The sequence below is a fragment of the Halomonas sp. PGE1 genome, from assembly GCF_013000985.1.
GTDB classification, from domain to species: domain Bacteria; phylum Pseudomonadota; class Gammaproteobacteria; order Pseudomonadales; family Halomonadaceae; genus Halomonas; species Halomonas alkalicola.
The window spans coordinates 942,765-959,677 of record NZ_CP053032.1; the positions used below are offsets into that span (position 1 = coordinate 942,765).

At 68.6% G+C, this 16,913-nt stretch carries 20 protein-coding genes; 11 read left to right on the forward strand and 9 right to left on the reverse strand.

The window, feature by feature from the left end; genetic code table 11:
* The first annotated feature begins 10 nt into the window (after nucleotides 1-10).
* The 6 genes from HIR79_RS04490 (at nucleotide 11) to HIR79_RS04515 (ending at nucleotide 4,414) form a co-directional block, all read left to right on the forward strand.
* Nucleotides 11-487 carry an RDD family protein gene (locus tag HIR79_RS04490; protein ID WP_110070189.1) on the forward strand — a complete coding sequence of 159 codons (477 nt, stop codon included), beginning with the start codon at nucleotides 11-13 and terminating at the stop codon, nucleotides 485-487.
* A 111-nt stretch (nucleotides 488-598) separates the two neighbouring features.
* Complete coding sequence (locus HIR79_RS04495) at nucleotides 599-805, forward strand: (2Fe-2S)-binding protein (protein ID WP_169957419.1); 207 nt, start codon at nucleotides 599-601, stop codon at nucleotides 803-805.
* Between the two features lie 155 nt (nucleotides 806-960).
* On the forward strand, nucleotides 961-1,443 hold the full coding sequence (gene bfr, locus HIR79_RS04500) for a bacterioferritin (RefSeq protein WP_110070187.1): 483 nt from the start codon (nucleotides 961-963) through the stop codon (nucleotides 1,441-1,443).
* A 303-nt stretch (nucleotides 1,444-1,746) separates the two neighbouring features.
* Complete coding sequence (locus tag HIR79_RS04505; protein WP_169957420.1) at nucleotides 1,747-2,805, forward strand: ABC transporter substrate-binding protein; 1,059 nt, start codon at nucleotides 1,747-1,749, stop codon at nucleotides 2,803-2,805.
* Nucleotides 2,806-2,807: 2 nt separating this feature from the next.
* On the forward strand, nucleotides 2,808-3,650 hold the full coding sequence (locus tag HIR79_RS04510) for an ABC transporter ATP-binding protein (protein ID WP_169957421.1): 843 nt from the start codon (nucleotides 2,808-2,810) through the stop codon (nucleotides 3,648-3,650).
* A complete protein-coding gene (locus HIR79_RS04515) occupies nucleotides 3,647-4,414 on the forward strand; it encodes an ABC transporter permease (RefSeq protein ID WP_169957422.1) in 768 nt (255 codons plus the stop codon). Before HIR79_RS04510 ends, HIR79_RS04515 begins: the two co-directional genes overlap by 4 nt.
* 6 nt (nucleotides 4,415-4,420) lie before the next feature.
* Here the strand turns inward: HIR79_RS04515 and HIR79_RS04520 are convergent, their stop codons facing one another.
* The 4 genes from HIR79_RS04520 to HIR79_RS04535 all read right to left on the reverse strand — a co-directional run bounded on the left by HIR79_RS04520 (nucleotide 4,421) and on the right by HIR79_RS04535 (nucleotide 7,586).
* Nucleotides 4,421-4,645, reverse strand: a complete 225-nt coding sequence (locus HIR79_RS04520; protein WP_169957423.1) for a DUF1653 domain-containing protein — start codon at nucleotides 4,643-4,645, stop codon at nucleotides 4,421-4,423.
* Nucleotides 4,646-4,680: 35 nt separating this feature from the next.
* Nucleotides 4,681-5,535, reverse strand: a complete 855-nt coding sequence (gene tcdA, locus HIR79_RS04525; protein ID WP_169957424.1) for a tRNA cyclic N6-threonylcarbamoyladenosine(37) synthase TcdA — start codon at nucleotides 5,533-5,535, stop codon at nucleotides 4,681-4,683.
* Between the two features lie 12 nt (nucleotides 5,536-5,547).
* Complete coding sequence (locus HIR79_RS04530; protein WP_110070233.1) at nucleotides 5,548-6,321, reverse strand: pseudouridine synthase; 774 nt, start codon at nucleotides 6,319-6,321, stop codon at nucleotides 5,548-5,550.
* Nucleotides 6,322-6,407: 86 nt separating this feature from the next.
* Nucleotides 6,408-7,586, reverse strand: coding sequence for a cation diffusion facilitator family transporter (locus HIR79_RS04535; protein ID WP_110070181.1), 1,179 nt, complete (start codon nucleotides 7,584-7,586; stop codon nucleotides 6,408-6,410).
* Between the two features lie 171 nt (nucleotides 7,587-7,757).
* Here HIR79_RS04535 and HIR79_RS04540 point away from each other — a divergent pair, with 171 nt between their 5' ends.
* Both HIR79_RS04540 and HIR79_RS04545 read left to right on the forward strand, forming a co-directional pair.
* The gene (locus HIR79_RS04540) at nucleotides 7,758-8,432 is read left to right on the forward strand and encodes an SDR family oxidoreductase (protein ID WP_119022896.1); all 675 of its coding nucleotides are present in this window, start codon (nucleotides 7,758-7,760) and stop codon (nucleotides 8,430-8,432) included.
* Nucleotides 8,433-8,529: 97 nt separating this feature from the next.
* Nucleotides 8,530-9,822: an MFS transporter gene (locus HIR79_RS04545; RefSeq protein WP_119022895.1), complete on the forward strand. Its 1,293-nt coding sequence runs from the start codon at nucleotides 8,530-8,532 to the stop codon at nucleotides 9,820-9,822.
* On the opposite strand, the gene HIR79_RS04550 is transcribed toward HIR79_RS04545, so the two are convergent.
* Nucleotides 9,791-11,137, reverse strand: a complete 1,347-nt coding sequence (locus HIR79_RS04550; protein ID WP_169957425.1) for a glycosyltransferase — start codon at nucleotides 11,135-11,137, stop codon at nucleotides 9,791-9,793. The two genes, HIR79_RS04545 and HIR79_RS04550, sit on opposite strands and share 32 nt — an antisense overlap.
* Before the next feature lie 157 nt (nucleotides 11,138-11,294).
* Between HIR79_RS04550 and HIR79_RS04555 the strand changes: the two genes are divergently transcribed.
* Nucleotides 11,295-11,714 carry a SpoIIAA family protein gene (locus HIR79_RS04555; RefSeq protein WP_169957426.1) on the forward strand — a complete coding sequence of 140 codons (420 nt, stop codon included), beginning with the start codon at nucleotides 11,295-11,297 and terminating at the stop codon, nucleotides 11,712-11,714.
* A 39-nt stretch (nucleotides 11,715-11,753) separates the two neighbouring features.
* Nucleotides 11,754-12,218, forward strand: a complete 465-nt coding sequence (locus HIR79_RS04560) for a LysE family translocator (protein ID WP_169957427.1) — start codon at nucleotides 11,754-11,756, stop codon at nucleotides 12,216-12,218.
* Here HIR79_RS04560 and tnpC read toward each other — a convergent pair whose 3' ends face one another.
* The gene (gene tnpC / locus HIR79_RS04565) at nucleotides 12,219-13,667 is read right to left on the reverse strand and encodes an IS66 family transposase (protein ID WP_154487592.1); all 1,449 of its coding nucleotides are present in this window, start codon (nucleotides 13,665-13,667) and stop codon (nucleotides 12,219-12,221) included.
* A 129-nt stretch (nucleotides 13,668-13,796) separates the two neighbouring features.
* Here tnpC and HIR79_RS18620 point away from each other — a divergent pair, with 129 nt between their 5' ends.
* Complete coding sequence (locus tag HIR79_RS18620) at nucleotides 13,797-13,925, forward strand: hypothetical protein (RefSeq protein ID WP_283241853.1); 129 nt, start codon at nucleotides 13,797-13,799, stop codon at nucleotides 13,923-13,925.
* An 18-nt stretch (nucleotides 13,926-13,943) separates the two neighbouring features.
* Here the strand turns inward: HIR79_RS18620 and HIR79_RS04575 are convergent, their stop codons facing one another.
* From HIR79_RS04575 to ugpA, 3 genes are read right to left on the reverse strand one after another with little or no spacing between them, the layout of a single operon-like run.
* Nucleotides 13,944-15,098 carry a sn-glycerol-3-phosphate import ATP-binding protein UgpC gene (locus HIR79_RS04575; protein WP_169957428.1) on the reverse strand — a complete coding sequence of 385 codons (1,155 nt, stop codon included), beginning with the start codon at nucleotides 15,096-15,098 and terminating at the stop codon, nucleotides 13,944-13,946.
* A gap of 2 nt (nucleotides 15,099-15,100) precedes the next feature.
* Nucleotides 15,101-15,949 (reverse strand): sn-glycerol-3-phosphate ABC transporter permease UgpE, encoded by an 849-nt coding sequence (gene ugpE / locus HIR79_RS04580; RefSeq protein ID WP_169957429.1) that lies wholly within the window; start codon nucleotides 15,947-15,949, stop codon nucleotides 15,101-15,103.
* Between the two features lie 15 nt (nucleotides 15,950-15,964).
* Complete coding sequence (ugpA, locus tag HIR79_RS04585) at nucleotides 15,965-16,849, reverse strand: sn-glycerol-3-phosphate ABC transporter permease UgpA (protein WP_110070860.1); 885 nt, start codon at nucleotides 16,847-16,849, stop codon at nucleotides 15,965-15,967.
* Between the last annotated feature and the right edge of the window lie 64 nt (nucleotides 16,850-16,913).

The following is a 16,913-nucleotide window of genomic DNA, read 5'->3' on the forward strand; positions in this document are numbered from 1 at the left end:
AGGAACTTCCATGCAACGACGTTTCGGCAACCTCGATGACGTCTGGCCGGCGGGGTTCGCCCGCCGGCTGGGCGCCATGGTCTATGACAGCTTCCTGGTGGCCGCCATCTGGATCCTGGTGGCCGGCCTGCACCTGACGATCGGACGCCAGCTGCTGGGGATCTCCGCCGAGCAGGTGGGGGACGGGCCGTTCTGGGTGCTGTCGCTGCAGCTGCTGCTGCTGCTCTCGGCCTTTGCCTTCTTTGCCTTCTTCTGGACCCGCGGCGGCGTGACGCTCGGCATGCAGGCCTGGCGGCTGCGGGTGCAGACCCCTGACGGCCGCTCCATCACCCTGGCCCAGGCGGCGGTGCGCTTCGTGGTGGCCTGCCTCTCGATCGCCGCCTTCGGCCTCGGCTACCTGTGGATCCTGTTCGATGCCGAGCGGCGCAGCTGGTCCGATATCGCCTCTGGCACCCGGGTGGTGGCACTGCCCAAGCCGGCGAAGTAGGGGGCGAGCCGCGCGGGGTTGATCCGGATCAGACATTTGTCGATTCCCGCTTGCAGGGGGCTATGCGAATCATTTACATTTACCACAGCAGTCGTCAGCGAGGTGATGTCGATGTACGTATGTCTCTGCAAGGGGGTCTCCGACCACCAGATCCGCCAGACCGTCGAGGACGGCGCCCGCAGCTGGCGCGACGTCCAGCGCGAGACGGGCTGCGGCACCCAGTGCGGCAAGTGCGCCTTCCAGGGCAAGGTCATCACCCGCGAGGCGGTGAAGGCCGAGCTGATGGTGGGTGCCGAGGACCTTGCCTACGCCGTCTGACGGAATCGAGATCATTCTCGCTTTCGTTATCATCCTCTTGATTTCATTGGTTTTTCGCCAGAATTCGCTAGACTGGCAAGCAGCGCCTGGCAATGTCGCCCCTGGCATGCCAAGCTGCAGTCACATTTCCCTGACGACAGCCACAAGGTGAATCCATGAAAGGCGACAGCAAGGTCATCGAGCATCTCAACAAGGCGCTGGGCAACGAGCTGGTGGCGATCAACCAGTACTTCCTGCATGCCAAGATGTACAAGGATTGGGGCCTGCAGAAGCTGGCCAAGTGGGAGTACGACGAGTCCATCGAGGAGATGCAGCACGCCGACAAGCTGATCGAGCGCATCCTCTTCCTCGAGGGTATCCCCAACCTGCAGGACCTCGGCAAGCTCAATATCGGCCAGAACGTCCGTGAGATGCTGGAGTGCGACCTCAAGATCGAGCACGAGGGGCGCGCCGACTACATCGAGGCGATCACCTACTGCGAGCAGGTCAAGGACTACGTCAGCCGCGACCTCTTCCGTGACATCCTCGCCGACGAGGAAGATCACATCGACCATATCGAGACCGAGCTCGGCCTGATCGACAAGGTCGGCATCGAGAACTACATGCTCAAGCAGATGCAGATGGCCGGCGAGGAGTAACTCGCCTTCCCTCCTTCTGTCTGCTTCCCCTCACCGGCGCCCTCGTGGCGCCGGTGGCGTTTTGGGGCAGCCCCCCTCCTGAGCGACGCGATGTTCTACGCTGGTGCATAGCCCCCGCCGTGGCGTGGGGCAGTGCGCCGTCATGGTGCTGGTGCCGGCGGCGGGGATGCCCTGCCATGGCGCGCCTGCCTTGACCGACAGGTCAGGCCGTCAACCTGGCAGGCTTCCTGCAAAGCAAAGAAGAACAATGCCACCACCCTTCAGGTCGGTGGACCACAACACGATCCGCGCGAGGGCAACTTCATGAGTCGTCACCTCCTCTCCAGGGCCGGGCTGCCGCTCGGCATGATGGGCCTGCTGCTGGCCGGCGCCACCCTCTCCAGTGCCACCCTGGCCGACGAGACCCGCATCCGCTTCCAGCTCGACTGGCGCTTCGAGGGGCCGTCCGCCCCTTTCCTGATGGCCGTGGAGCGGGGCTACTTCGCCGAGGAGGGGCTCGAGGTCCAGGTCGACTCCGGCAGCGGTTCGGCCGGTGCCATCAACCGGGTGGCGTCAGGGGCCTACGAGATGGGCTTCGGCGACCTCAACGCCCTGGTGGAATTCCTGGCCGAGAACCCCGACGGGCCCGGTATCCAGGGGGTCTACGTGGTCTACGATGGTACGCCCGCGGCAGTCTTTGCCCGCCGGGATCGCGGCATCGAATCCGCGGCGGACCTGGCCGGCAAGTCCCTGGCCGCGCCGGCCTTCGACACCGGCTACCGCGCCTGGGGCATCTTCGCCGCCGCCAACGGCCTCGAGGCCGATGACGTCGAGTGGCAGAACGTCGACCCCACCCTGCGCGAGACCCTGCTGGTGCGCGGCGACGTGGATGCCATCACCGGCTTCTACTTCACCAGCCTGCTCAATCTCGAGGGGCGCGGCATGGGCGAGGAGGCGCTGACCATCCTGCCCTTCCCCGACCATGGGGTGCCGCTGTATGGCAACGCCATCATCACCAGCGAATCCTTTGCCGAGGCCAACCCTGAGGCGGTGGAGGGGTTCCTGCGGGCCTTCAACCGTGCTCTGGCCGAGACCCTGGCCGATCCGGATGGCGCCATCGACTACGTACTGGCCCGGGACGGCCTGATCGACGTGGCGATGGAGACGCGGCGGTTGAAGCTGGCCATCGAGAGCGTGATCGACACCCCGGATGCCCGGGCCAACGGCGTGGGGGCGGTGGACGAGGCGCGCCTGGCCAACGCCATCCAGCTGGTGGCCGACGCCTACGACCTGCCCGAGGTGCCGGCGACGGAGCGGGTCTTCACCTCCCGCTACCTCCCCGCGGAGGAGGCGCGGATGATCTTCCCGGCGCAGGGAGACTGAGCATGACGGCACCCGCCACCCTGACCCCGGAGGGCGCTACGCGCGCCGGGGCGGCCCCCTTCGTGGCCTTCGACCAGGTCAGCCTGGCCTATGACGAGACGGGTAACGCCATCGAGGAGGTATCGCTGACCATCGAGGAGGGGGAGTTCGTCGCCTTCGTGGGCCCCTCGGGCTGCGGCAAGTCCACCTTCATGAAGCTCTGCACCGGCCTGCACGCCCCCACCGCGGGGAGCGTGCGGGTCGATGGCCAGCCGGTGGGCGGGCCGCTGAAGATCTGCGGCATGGCATTCCAGAGCGCCAACCTTCTGCCCTGGCGCACCACCCTGGACAACGTGCTGCTGCCCCTCGAGATCGTGAAGCCCTACCGGCGACAGTTTCGCCGCCGTCGTGCGGAGTTCGAGGGCTGGGCCCGGGAGCTGCTGCGCACCGTGGGCCTCGAGGGCTACGAGGAGCAGTACCCCTGGCAGCTCTCCGGCGGCATGCAGCAGCGTGCCTCCATCTGCCGTGCGCTGATCCATCGGCCGAGGCTGCTGATGCTCGACGAACCCTTCGGGGCCCTGGACGCCTTCACCCGGGAGGAGCTGTGGTGCGTCCTGCGGGAGCTCTGGGAGGCGCAGCGCTTCACGGTGGTGCTGGTCACCCACGACCTGCGCGAGGCGGCCTTCCTGGCCGATACCGTCTACGTGATGAGCCGTCGTCCGGGGCGTATCCTCGAGGCTCGTCCCATCGACTTCCCTCGCCCACGCCCCCTGGAGATGACCTTTGAGGCATCCTTCACCACCCTGGTGCAGGCGCTTCGCTCCCGAATCGGTGATATCCGCAGCGGCGGGGAGGTGCGCTCATGACGACGCAGACGAGATGGCGCGAGCGTCTGGCGCCCTGGGTCGCCGTGCTGGTGCTGGTCCTGGTCTGGGAAGCCACGGTCAGGCTCTTCAATGTGCCGCCCTTCATCTTCCCCAGCGCCTCGGCCACCGCCCAGGCCTTGGTGACCTTCGCCGGGCCCATCGGGATGCACTCCTGGCAGACCTTCTGGACCACCATAGCGGGCTTCGGCCTGGGGGTGGCGGTGGGCCTGCTGCTGGGCTTTATCATCGGCTCCTCGCGCTTCCTCTACCACGCCTGCTACCCACTGCTGGTGGGCTTCAACGCCATTCCCAAGGTGGCCTTCGTGCCGATCCTGGTAGTGTGGTTCGGCATCGGCTCGGTGCCGGCGATCCTCACCGCCTTCCTGATCTGCTTCTTCCCCATCGTGGTCAACGTGGCCACGGGGCTCGCCACCCTGGAGCCCGAGCTGGAGGACGTGCTGCGGGTGCTGGGGGCGCGGCGTCTGGACGTGCTGCTCAAGGTGGGGCTGCCACGCTCGCTGCCCTACTTCTTCGCCTCGCTGAAGATCGCCATCACCCTGGCCTTCGTCGGTACGGTGGTGTCGGAGACGGTGGCCTCCAACCAGGGGATCGGCTACCTGATGATGAGCGCCGGCTCCCAGATGCGCATGTCGCTGGTGTTCGCCGGGCTGATCGTGATCAGCGCCATGGCCATGGTGATGTACGAGCTGTTTGCGCTGCTGGAGAAGCGGATGACGGGGTGGGCCCACCGCGGCCAGAGGTAGGGCGCGTCAGAACGCCTTCTCCAGGGCGAAGCGCGGCACCGGCTCGCCCTGCACCTCCACCGTCTCGGTGAACATGACCAGGGGCCTCACCCAAAGGCCGTAGTCGCCGTAGAGGGCGCGGTAGACCACCAGCGGCTCCTCGGTCTCGCTGTGGTGGGCCACGCCGAGGACCTCGTAGCGGTTACCCTTGTAGTGGGCGTAGATGCCGGGAACGGGAAGCGGGCGAGGCATGGCAGGCTCCTGGGGTGTCGGGGTTAAAGGGGCGCTCAGGACGCCGGGGTGTCGGCCGCGGCCCGCCTGGCCAGCCGGGCCAGCACCCGGGAGGCGGCCACGAAGCCGAAGCTGCCGGTGACGAAGGTGGCGGCGCCGAAGCCCGAGGCGCAGTCCAACCGGGTGGCCTCGCCAGTGCCCGGCTTCTGCAGGCAGACCTCGCCGTCGCTGCCCGGGTAGACCAGCTGTTCGTCGGAGTAGACACACTCCACCGAGAAGCGCCGCTTGGGGTTGCGCGAGAAGCCGAAGTCCCGGCGCAGGCGCGAGCGCACCTTGGCCAGCAGCGGATCGTGCTCGGTGCGGGCGAGGTCGGCGACCCGGATGCGGGTGGGGTCGGTCTGGCCCCCGGCGGCGCCGGTGACCGTGATTGGCAGCTTGCGCCGCTTGCACCAGGCGATCAGCGCCGCCTTGGCCACCACGCTGTCGATGGCATCCACCACATGGTCGGCGTCCTCGGGGATCCGCTCGGCCAGGTTGGTGGGGGTGACGAAGGCGATCTCCTCCACCACCTCGATGCCGGGCTGGATGGCCCGGCAGCGCTCGGCCAGCACCTCCACCTTGGGGCGGCCGATGGTGCCGTCCAGGGCGTGGAGCTGGCGGTTGACGTTGGAGACGCAGACGTCGTCCAGGTCGATCAGGGTCAGCTTGCCGATGCCCGAGCGCGCCAGCGCCTCCACCGTCCAGCTGCCCACGCCGCCGACGCCCACCACCACCACATGCGCGGTGCGGAAGCGCTCGACGGCGCGGGTGCCGTAGAGCCGGCGGATGCCGCCGAAGCGCAGGGCGTGGTCGTCGGTATCGACGCTCTCCTGGGGAACGACGGCGGGGGAGGAGAAGGGCAGGTCGGTCATGGCAGGTGTCGGTCAGTCGATGGCGGCGGGTTGGAGGGGCGTGCGGGTAGCGTCCACGGCGTCCACCGACAGGTGGCCGGCCCAGCCGAAGCGCCGGAAGAGCGCGCTCATGGTGGCATCCAGGGCGCAGGTCAGGCGCAGCGGCTGCCCGGTGACCGGGTGCACGAAGGAAAGCTCGGTGGCGGCCAGCAGCAGGCGCGGGGCGTCGAGGTGCTCGGCGAAGAAGCGGTTGTGGTTGCCCTTGCCGTGCTTGGCGTCGCCGATGATCGGATAGCCCCGCTGCGACAGGTGGCGGCGGATCTGGTGACGGCGCCCGGTCAGCGGGCGCGCCTCCATCAGCGAATAGCGGCTGCTCGGGTAGCGGTCCACCTGCACCGGCAGCTCCACGCTGTCCAGGCGGCGGATATCGGTCACCGCCTCCAGGGCGGGCATCTCGGCCTTGGGACGGCTGCCGTCCTCCTCGCGCAGCGGGTATTCGAGCCGCTCGGCCTCGGGGCCGATGCCACGCACTACCGCCAGGTAGCGCTTGGCCACCCGGCGCTCGGTGAAGGCCTCGGTGAGCCGGGTGGCGACGCCTGGAGAGAGCGCCAGCACCATCACCCCGGAGGTGGGGCGGTCGAGCCGATGTACCGGGTAGACCCGCTGGCCGAGCTGGTCGCGCAGCCGCTGCAGCAGGAACTCGCGCTCGCCGCGAGCCAGGGCGGTGCGGTGCACCAGCAGCCCCGAGGGCTTGTGCACGGCCACCAGGTGCTCGTCGCGATGGAGTATCCGCAAGGGGTCGCTCATGCCGGTCAGGTCGCCGCCAGGGTCGTGGAGAAAGGGGCGGCCATTGTCGCCGCCCGGGGCGGCGATGTCACCCATGGGGTCTGGGCTCAGCGGGTCGGCGAGGGGAGGGCGGCCAGGCGGCGGATCTCCACCTGGGCGAACCACTCGAGGTCGTCGGCGGCGCGCGCCAGCCGCCGGGCCGTCGCGGCACTCTCCAGCGGCGAGTGCTCGTCGAGGCAGGCCACCACGGTCACCGCTCCCTCCAGGTAGTGCAGCTCCAGGTCGAGGATCCAGGGCCACTCGGGAAGCCCGGCCCAGCGCTCGGTCAGCGCCGCCTCCACTGCAGGGCGCAGCGGCAGGCCCGGCAGGCGGCTGGGGTCGCCCTCGCCGGCGTCGTCCTCGGGGTCGATGTGGAAGGTCAGGTCGGTGAGCGCCGGAAACGCCTGGCGCAGGCGTCGGCTCACCTCGTTGCCGATCTCGTGGCCCTCGGAGACGCTGATGCGCGGCGGGACCACCACGTGGAGGTCGAGCATGGTGTGCCCGGCCGACTGGCGGGTGCGCAGGTCGTGGACCCCCGCCACCCCGGGCACCGAGAGCGCCACCTCGCGCATCGCCTCCTGCTGGGGAACCGGCAGGGCGGTGTCCACCAGTTCGCGGCCCGACTCCCACAGCAGGTCCCAGCCCACCTTGCCCACCAGCAGGCCGACGATCACGGCGGCGATGGTGTCGAGCCAGCCGTGGCCCAGTTGGGTGCCCACCAGGCCCACCAGCACCACGCCGGTGGAGAGCACGTCGGAGCGCGAGTGCCAGGCGTTGGCCTCCAGCAGCTTCGAGCGCAGCCGGCGCGCCACCCGCATGGTGAGGCGGAAGAGCGCCTCCTTGGCCAGCAGCGCCAGCAGCGCGATGAGCATCGCCCAGAGGCCCGGCGGCGGGATCTCGGCGCCGGCCACCAGCCGCTCGATGCTCGACCAGGCGATGGCGCCGGCCACGAAGATCAGTACGCTGCCCAGGAAGAGGGTGGCCAGGGTCTCGATGCGCCCATGGCCGTAGGGGTGGTCATGGTCCGGGTCCTGGCTGCCATAGTGGGTGGCCGCCAGCACGAAGCCGTCGGTGACCAGGTCGGAGAAGGAGTGGATGCCATCGGCCACCAGGGCCGCAGAGCCGACGATGATGCCGGTGATCAGCTTGACCAGGCCGACGATGGCATCGACCCAGATGGCCAGCAGGGTGACGCGGCGGGCTTCCTGAGCCTTATGAAGGGCAGGGCTGTGTTCGGTGCTCGACATGGTGCCAGGCCTCGGGCGGCGTGGTCGATGGGCTAGGGCAGCGGCCCCGGCGGAGCCGCTGCAATGCAAAATAGTACCGAAAGGGTCCACTTTCACGCAACGCTGTCGGGTTGATGTCGCCTCCCCCCTGGGGCACTGTCTTGGCAGGTACCTTCCCGAACAGGAGATCGCATGGCTTCCACCGTACTGATCACCGGCGCCAACCGAGGCGTAGGCCTCGCCCTGGCCCGCCACTACCACGCTGCGGGCTGGGAGGTGATCGGCGCCTGTCGCGGCAGCGGCGATGACACCGCCGAGCTGCGCCTGGTGGCCACACGGGTGATCGAGGGCATCGATGTGACCCGCGACGAGGATGTCGCCCGGCTCGCCGTGGAGCTGGAGTGGCAGCGCCTCGAGGTGCTGATCAACAACGCCGGCCTGCTCCGCGACGAGCGCCTGGGCGAGATCGACTTCGACTCCATCCGTACCCAGATGGAGGTCAACGCCTATGCGCCGCTGCGCGTCACCGAGGCGCTGCTCGGCTGCCTGGGGGAGGGCAGCAAGGTGGCCAACATCACCAGCCGCATGGGCTCCATCGCCGACAACGACTCCGGCGGGCGCTACGGCTACCGCGCCTCCAAGGCGGCGCTCAACGCCTTCGGCAAGTCCCTGGCCATGGACCTCGCCCCCCGCGGCATCGCCGTGGTCCAGCTCCACCCGGGCTATGTGCAGACCCGCATGGTCAACTTCGGCGGGCTGATCACCCCGGAGGAGGCCGCCGCCGGCATCGCCGAGCGCATCGCGGCCCTGAGCCTCGCGACCACCGGCACCTTCTGGCACAGCAACGGCGAGCCGCTGCCCTGGTGACGTGAGCCTTCGACGAACGCAGGCTTCGCCATTGGCGTTGGCGGCGATGGCAAAATTGTGTGTAGGCTAACGGTTCTGTCCTCGACCGGAGCCCCCCATGTCCGAGCCATCCTCTGCGGCACTGCCTGCCCCCTCCCGCCGCGAGGGGTGGTGGGTGCTGGCCGCCACTACCTGGGTCCAGGTGCTGTGCAGCGGGGGCATGCTGCTGGTGCCGACCCTGGCGCCCCAGGTGGCGGCGGCCTTCGGCGTGCCGACGGGCTGGGTGGGGCTGCAGGTCAGCCTGCTCTACGGGGTGGCGATGCTCGCCTCGCTGCAGTCGGCGGTGCTGGCCAGGCGCCTGGGGGGCTGCCGGGCCAGCCAGCTGGCCATGGCGCTGGTGATGGGGGGCTGCCTCATGGCGCTGATCGGCACGCCCCTGGCGCTGCTGGCCACCACCCTGCTGCTGGGGCTCGCCTACGGGGTCACCAGCCCCGCGGCCGCCGAGCTGCTCTCCCGCTTTACCCCGCCCGAGCGGCGCAACCTCGTCTACTCCATCAAGCAGACCGGCGTGCCCCTTGGGGGCGTGCTGGCGGGTCTGATGGCGCCGCCCCTGGCGGCCATCTGGAACTGGCAGGCCGCCTTCCTGGCGGTGGGGGTGGCGTGCCTGGCCACCCTGGCGGTGCTGCAGCCGCGTCGCGAGCGCTGGGACGCCAGCCGGGACGCCAGCGTGCGCATGCAGGGCGCCGGCAGCCTCGGCGTGCTGCGCCGCTACCGCGCCATGCGCTGGCTGGGGGCCACCGGCTTCTGCCTCTCCGCCGCCCAGCTCTCGCTGCTCAGCTTCGCGGTGGCCTACATGGTCGAGGAGCTGCTGCTGAGCCTGGTGCTGGCCGGGGCCGTGGTCTCCCTGGTGCACGTGGCCGGGGTCACCGGGCGCCTGGTCTGGGGGGCGCTGGCCGACCGCCTGGGGGGCAGCCTGCCGGTGCTGTTCGGCCTGGCCGGGGTCATCGCGGTGATCTTCTTCCTGCTGGCGGTGCTGGGCACCGCGGTGCCGACCTGGGTGACCCTGATCCTGATGGTGCTGGCCGGGGGCACCGCGGTGGCCTGGAACGGGGTCTACCTGGGGGAGGTGGCGCGGCGCTGCGAGCCCGGCGAGGTGGGCGAGGCCACCGCCGCCGTGCTGGTGCTCACCTATATGGGGGTGCTGGTGGGGCCGGCGCTGTTCAGCCTGATCGTGTGGCTCTCCGGCAGCTACGCGGTGGGGTTCCTGCTACCCACGGTGACCGGCGCCCTGGCCGTCTTCTGCCTGCTGCGCTGCGTGCGCAGCGACGGCCTCGCCGCCAGCGCTGGCGGAACGGGGCAGCCAAGCGATGACGCGGCGGTTACCGCGCCGCCAGGGCGGCAGGGGCGGTGACGCGGCGGTAGAGCTCGGCCAGCTCGGCGGCCTTGGCATCCTCGTGCCAGCCTGCCGCATAGGCGCGGCCTCGCTGGGCGAGGGCCCGACGCAGGTCGTCGTCCTCCAGCACCCGGTTCACCCTGGCGGCGAAGTCGTCGTGGGTCTCCTCGGCGATCAGGCAGCCTTCGCCCTCCTTGAGCACGTCACGGGTGCCCATCACCGCGGTCGAGACCACCGGGGTGCCCAGCGCCATGGACTCCAGCAGCACCAGCCCCTGGGTCTCGGTGCGCGAGGCGAAGACGAACAGGTCCGCGGCGCGGTAGGCGGCCTGGAGGGGGCCGTCGCGGTCCAGGTAGCCGAGGAACAGCACGGCGGCCCCCACCCCGGCATCCCGGGCCAGGCGAGCCAGCGCGTCCTGGGCGGGGCCCTCGCCGGTGATGATCAGGCGGGTATCGGGGTGCCTGGCGAGCACCAGAGGCAGCATCTCGATCAGGAAGCCGATGTTCTTCTCATGGGCGGCGCGCCCCACGAAGAGCAGCAGCCGTGCCCGGTGCGGGAGGCCATAGCGGGCGCGGAAGTCGCTCTCCTCATGGGGGTGGGTGAAGGCCTCCAGGGCCAGCCCGGTGGGAATCACCGCCATGGGGGTGGTCACCCCGTAGCGGGTCAGCGCCGACTGCATGGCCCGTGACGGTACGATCAGGGCATCGAGCCGGTGGCACTGGTTCACCGAGAGGCGACGCGCGGCGAAGCGCAGCCAGCGGCGTGGCAGCCAGCGCACGTAGTGGTGCAGGTACTCCTCGAAGAGGGTGTGGTAGGTGGCCACCACCGGAATGCCCAGGCGTCGCCCCAGCCCGATGCCGGCATAGTGGGCCACGAAGGGCGTATGCACATGGATCAGGTCGAAGGCCGGCTCGGCGGGCGGCGCGGCCAGGGCAAGGAGCTCCCGGTAGCGCATCATGCGGTCCTCCGGGTCCCCGGGGACGCCCCGGGAGGAGACCCGTATCACTCCCGGCTCGTCCACCTGGCCCACCGGGTAGTCAGGGCAGACCAGGGTGACCGAATGGCCCTGGCGCTGGAGCGCACCGCGGAAGCTGGCGATGGAGGTGGAGACGCCGTTGATGCGCGGAAAGTAGACGTCCGAGAGCATCAGGACCCTCAAGGCGCCCGGACGGGCCTCGGCAGCGCCGGTGGCCGCCTGGAGCGCCGCTGCGGCTGGCGCCAGCTGCCCCCGCTGCTTGGCCTGAATCTGCTGGGCCAGCGCATTGCTCCTGGCCAGCCGGATCAGGTATTCCACCTCCGCTTCGCTGAGCGGCTTGCGTGCGCGCCTTGGCATACCGGGCGACCCTCCTGTGGGTATCTCGCCCATGGTGGTCTGCGACCGTGACGTTTGTGTGATCACGGGCCCCGGGCTCGCCGGCAGGGGTGTCCTCGCGCGCTATGCTGAAAGTGGCCGAGGTGCATTGCCTCTCTCTTACCCAAGGAGTACGCCCATGTTGGACCTGATCTCCCATCCGGCAGAGCATGTCGTGGCGATGAAGGCAGGGGGCATCGTGACCGGCAGCGAACTGCAGCGCGCCATCGACGCCATCGAGGTCGCCAAGCGCAATCATCCCCTGATCAGCCTGGTGGTCGAGATCGACGACCTGCGCCTGATGACCCTGACCGCCCTGCTCAAGGACGTCGGCTACGGCCTGACCCAGCTCGGCGATCTCGAGCACTACCACCGCGCCGCCGTGGTCACCGACCAGGCCTGGATCCAGCTGGTGGCCGACCTGGAGGAGCGGCTCTTCAAGGCGGTGGAGATCCGCACCTTCGCAAGCCACGAGCACGCCGCCGCCATGGCCTGGGCCGCCGAGCTGCCCCCGGGCGCCCACGAAAATCCGGAGGAGGACGGCTACCACGGCGCGTGATAGCGTAGATGGCTTGGTTCACCACACCGGCAGGACGCCATGTCTCCCGAAAGCGCACTCCTCTATCTCCTGGCCATCTTCGTCTTCGCCGTGACCCCGGGCCCCGGGGTCTTCACCCTGCTGGCCCGCGGCATGGCCTCCGGCGGGCGCGCCTGTCTGACTCTGGCGCTGGGGATGACCGCGAGCGACCTGATCTACCTGATGCTGGCCTTCTATGGCCTGGCGGCCATCGCCGAGAACTGGAGCGAGGCCTTCACGGTGATCCGCTACCTTGGCGCCGCCTACCTGCTCTACCTCGCCTGGAAGATGTGGACCGCCCCGGTGACCGCCGAGCCCCTGGACCCCGAGCAGCGGCGGGTCGACGCCCTCAAGGGCTTCCTGCAGGGCTTTCTGATCTCCGCCTCCAACCCCAAGGTGATCCTCTTCTACATCGCCTTCCTGCCCACCTTCATCGACCTCACCGCCCTGGGCGGCGCCGACATGGGGCTGGTAGTCGGCCTGTAACTATTCAGCACCGGTTGGCTGAGTCGGGGCTTCTTGCTGCATGAAGGCTGGCACCTCCCCCGCAAACAGTTGCTCCAGTGCGGTATGCGCCGCTACCCCTTGCTTGACGGCGGTCGAGAGAAAGCTACGCATGCGGCAGAAGATCTCAGCACCCTCCCAGGAGCGGAAACAGCCCGAGATTTTCTGCTGGACCTTGGTCATTCGCAGATCGCGCTCCCCCTGGTTGTTGGTGAAGGGAGCGGCAGGGTCGTCGAGGAAGCGCAACACGTCGTCCTCGTACGCCTGGAGGCGTTCCAGGAGGTTGCGCGGCTTGGTGCGCTTGGCCCGGCCTCGCGTTCCAGGTGGCGGTTTCACCGGCGGGGGGCACTCGGCGTCCCCTTTCGCCAGGCAATCTCGATAGCGCTGCCGCCAGGCTCGGGTCTCATCGGCCGAGAGGCAGCCGTCGGCCACCTCCACGGCGCGATGCATCTCCAACAACAGGTCATGCAAGGCCTTGGCCCATGCCTGGCCATCGTTCTCCCAGGCCGCTGTCAGCTCCCGAAGGTGGTGCGCATTACAGAGCGCGTGCCGGCAATCCGGATAGCGGTAGTAGGGCTTCCAGTGATCATGCACCAGCACGCCACGCACGAAGGGCAATACGCCGATGGCGTCCATCGCTTCCTGGCCGCGCTTGGGGTGCGGGGCCAACCAGGTCAGGGCCTCGTTGGAGGCGCTGTGTAGCCAGTAGCGTTTGCCACCGACCTGCATTCCGGTTTCATCGGCATGGACGGTGGCTGCTTCACGTAGCGCCGGGATCACCCACTCGGCGAACGCCTCGGCCCGCTGGTAGGCCTCCTGGTTGAAGGCGAACAGGGTGCCGGTGCTCAGCGACAGGCCGCACTGCGAGGTGAGCAACTCGCGGATACGCGCATAGGGCAACAGCTGATACTGGGAGAGATAGACGACATGCGCCTTGAGGCGAGGGCCATACTGGATGGGGCGAGTCACGCCCTCGGGGAATGGCGCCACGTAGCGTTGCCCCTGATCATCTTCGAGGACCTCAGCCTGATATTCGGTGACCACGGCCTGGATTACGATGTCCTGCACTTGGCGCGTTTCGACGCCGACCGGGCGGTAAGAACGCCCCTTGGGGAGTTGCCGACGATCGACACGGAGCTTGACCACCTCGTCGGGGTCCGTCACCGGCGCCAACGTCTTACCCTCATGCCCTGGCTGTCCGCCGGGGCGCCGCTCGCCTTTGGCGCGCGAGCGGCGCTGGCGATTGGGATCCTGGGACGGTGGCTTGCTGCTGTTGCGGCTACTGGTGGCCAGGCGATCGGCCATGAGCTTGACCAGCAGCATCAGCACATCGATGGCGGCACGCAGCGACGGCGAGACCGTCTGGTCTTCCTTGAGCTGCTGCCGGACCCGCTCCAGGGCCTCGTCGACGTTGATATCGCTGATGGTCATATCACCGCATAGGTGTGCCGAATGATGCTGTGCACTATGCCAGAAAAATCAGCTGGTTGGCGATATCCCATCCGCAGCCACCTGAATAGTTACGTCGGCCTTACCTTTATCGGGCTGATGGCGGGGCTGATGCTGGTGGCCTACGGGGCCTCCAGCGCACGACGTTTCCTGCAGACCGAGCGTGCCATGAAGGGCGCCAACCGCTCCGCCGGCTCGCTGATGGCCGCCGCCGGCGCCTTCCTGATCGCCAAGGGGTAAGGTAGGAGTGGCGCCCGGTCAGCCTTGTCCTGCCGGGCGGGTTGCATCCATGTACTCGAGAGGCGAGCTGTGCCCAGCGGTCGAAGCCGCCGAGGCCGCCATGGCTGGCTCGTCGAGGCGCACCCCGCTCTCTCGGTGGAAGGGGTGCAGGACGTCTCGGGTCAGATGGATGTGCAGGCGCTGGCCCTCCGCCACCGTCGGCTGGCCGGCGGTGCGGATCACCAGGGGCTGGTCGCTGCCGGCCAGGCGCACATGGAGGTGGCTCTCGGCGCCGGCGGCCTCGAAGAGCTCCAGGGTGGCCGAGAGGGTCAGATGGGGCCCGTGGGGCGCCTCGAGGCGCAGCGCGTCGGGGCGGATGCCCAGGATGCCGGTGCCCGGCGGGAGGTCTCCCAGCAGGGCGCCGTGGATCGCCGCGCTCGCGCCGTTCAGCAGAGCATCCAGGGGCAGCAGGTTCATGGCCGGGGAGCCGATGAAGGTGGCCACGAAGAGCGAGGCGGGCCGGGCGTAGATCTCCATGGGCGTGCCCACCTGCTCGATGCGCCCGCCGTTGAGCACCACCAGGCGGTCGCCCAGGGTCATCGCCTCCATCTGGTCGTGGGTGACGTAGAGGCTGGTGGTCTTCAGGCGGCGCTGCAGCCGCTTGATCTCCACCCGCATCTGCACCCGCAGCTTGGCGTCCAGATTGGAGAGCGGCTCGTCGAACAGGAAGACCGCTGGCTCGCGCACAAGGGCCCGGCCCATGGCCACCCGCTGGCGCTGGCCGCCGGAGAGCTGGCGCGGCTTGCGGGGCAGGAAGGCCTCGATCTCCAGCATCCTGGCTGCTTCCTCTACCCGGTGACGGATCTCGTCGCGCTTGAAGCCGCGGTTCTTGAGGCCGTAGGCCAGGTTGTCGAACACTGTCATGTGGGGATAGAGCGCATAGTTCTGGAACACCATGGCGATATCGCGCTGGGCGGGCTCCAGCTCATTGACCCGGCGCTCGCCGATATGGAGCTCCCCGGCGCTGATGGTCTCGAGCCCCGCCACCATGCGCAGCAGGGTCGACTTGCCGCAGCCCGAGGGCCCCACCAGCACCACGAACTCGCCGTCGGCCACCTCCAGGTCGATGCCCTTCACCGCCTGCACGCCGCCGGGATAGGTCTTCTCGAGGCCCTCGAGCTTGATACTTGCCATGATTATTTCTCCGTCTCGGTGAGGCCCTTCACGAACAGGCGCTGCATGAACAGGATCACCAGCACCGGGGGCAGGGCGGCCATCACCACCGCGGCCATCACCAGGTGCCACTGGGGGTCGCCGTCGGCGGCGGTGGTCATGCGTTGGATGCCCATCACCACGGTGTAGTAGTCGCTGTTGGTAGTGATCAGCAGGGGCCAGAGGTACTGGTTCCAGCCGTAGATGAACAGGATCACGAACAGCGCCGCGATATTGGTGATGGAGAGCGGCAGCAGGATGTCCTTGAAGAACCGGAAGGGGCCGGCGCCATCCACCCGGGCGGCCTCCAGCAGCTCTTCCGGCACCGTCATGAAGAACTGGCGAAACAGGAAGGTGGCGGTGGCCGAGGCGATCAGCGGGATGGAGAGCCCGGCGAAGCTGTTGAGCATGCCGAGGTCGGCCACCACCTGGAAGGTGGGGATGATGCGCACCTCCACCGGCAGCATCAGGGTGACGAAGATCAGCCAGAAGAAGAACAGCCGGAAGGGGAAACGGAAGTAGACGATGGCAAAGGCCGAGAGCAGCGAGATGACAAGCTTCCCCAGGGTGATCGCCAGCGCCATCACCAGGCTGTTGAAGAGCATCTGGCCCACGGGCGGCGCCCCGGCCCTCGAGAGGCCGCTCTCCCACATGGTGCGGTAGTTCTCCAGGGCGTGGCCGCCGGGCATCAGAGGCAGGGTGCCGCGCAGGAACTCTCCCGGGGCCTGGGTGGAGGCGACGATGGCGATGTAGACGGGAAATAGCACCAGGGCCACGCCGGCGATCAGAATCAGGTGCGCGGCCAGCTGGCTCAGGGGGCGGTGTTCGACCATGGGGGCTCCTCCGGGTCAGTAGTTGACGCGCCGTTCGATGAAGCGGAACTGCACCACGGTGAGGAGCACCACGATGGCCATCAGGATCACCGACTGGGCGGCGGAGCTGCCCAGGTTGAGCCCCACGAAGCCGTCGGCGTAGACCTTGTAGACCAGGGTATTCGTCGCCTGGGAGGGGCCGCCCTGGGTAGTGGCGTGAATCACACCGAAGGTGTCGAACATGGCGTAGACCACGTTGACCACCATCAGGAAGAAGGTGGTGGGCGAGAGGAGTGGAAAGACGATGGTCCAGAAACGCTTCACGGGGCCGGCGCCATCGATGGCCGCCGCCTCGATCAGCGACTGGGGGATCGACTGCAGCCCGGCCAGGAAGAAGAGGAAGTTGTAGGCGATCTGCTTCCAGGCGGCGGCGATGATTACCAGCATCATGGCATCGCTCCCTGAGGTGCGGTGGTTCCAGCGGTAGCCCAGCATTTCGAGCGCATAGGGCACGATGCCGATGGAGGGGTTGAAGAGGAACCACCAGAGCACCCCGGCGATGGCCGGGGCGATGGCGTAGGGCCACACCAGCAGGGTGGTGTAGGCGTTGCGCGAGCGCAGCATGCGGTTGACGGTGGCCGCCAGCAGCAGGGCGGCCGACATCGACAGCAGTGTGGTGCCGATGGCGAATACCGCGGTTACCGAGAGCGAGTCGAGATAGGTGTCGTCGGCGAAGAGCCGTGCGAAGTTGGCCAGGCCCACGAAGGTGCTGTTGAGGCCGAAGGCGTCCTCGCGCAGCAGCGACATGTATAGCGCCTGCAGCGAGGGCCAGATGAAGAAGATCAGGGTCACGATCACCTGGGGGGCCAGCAGGGCATAGGGCAGCCAGCGCCCGGGAAAGGTCATGCGTTTGGTCTGCATCGGAAGGCTCGAAGCGACGGTAAACAGGCGCCCCCTCCGCGGGGAGGGGGCGCAAAGGCAGGGC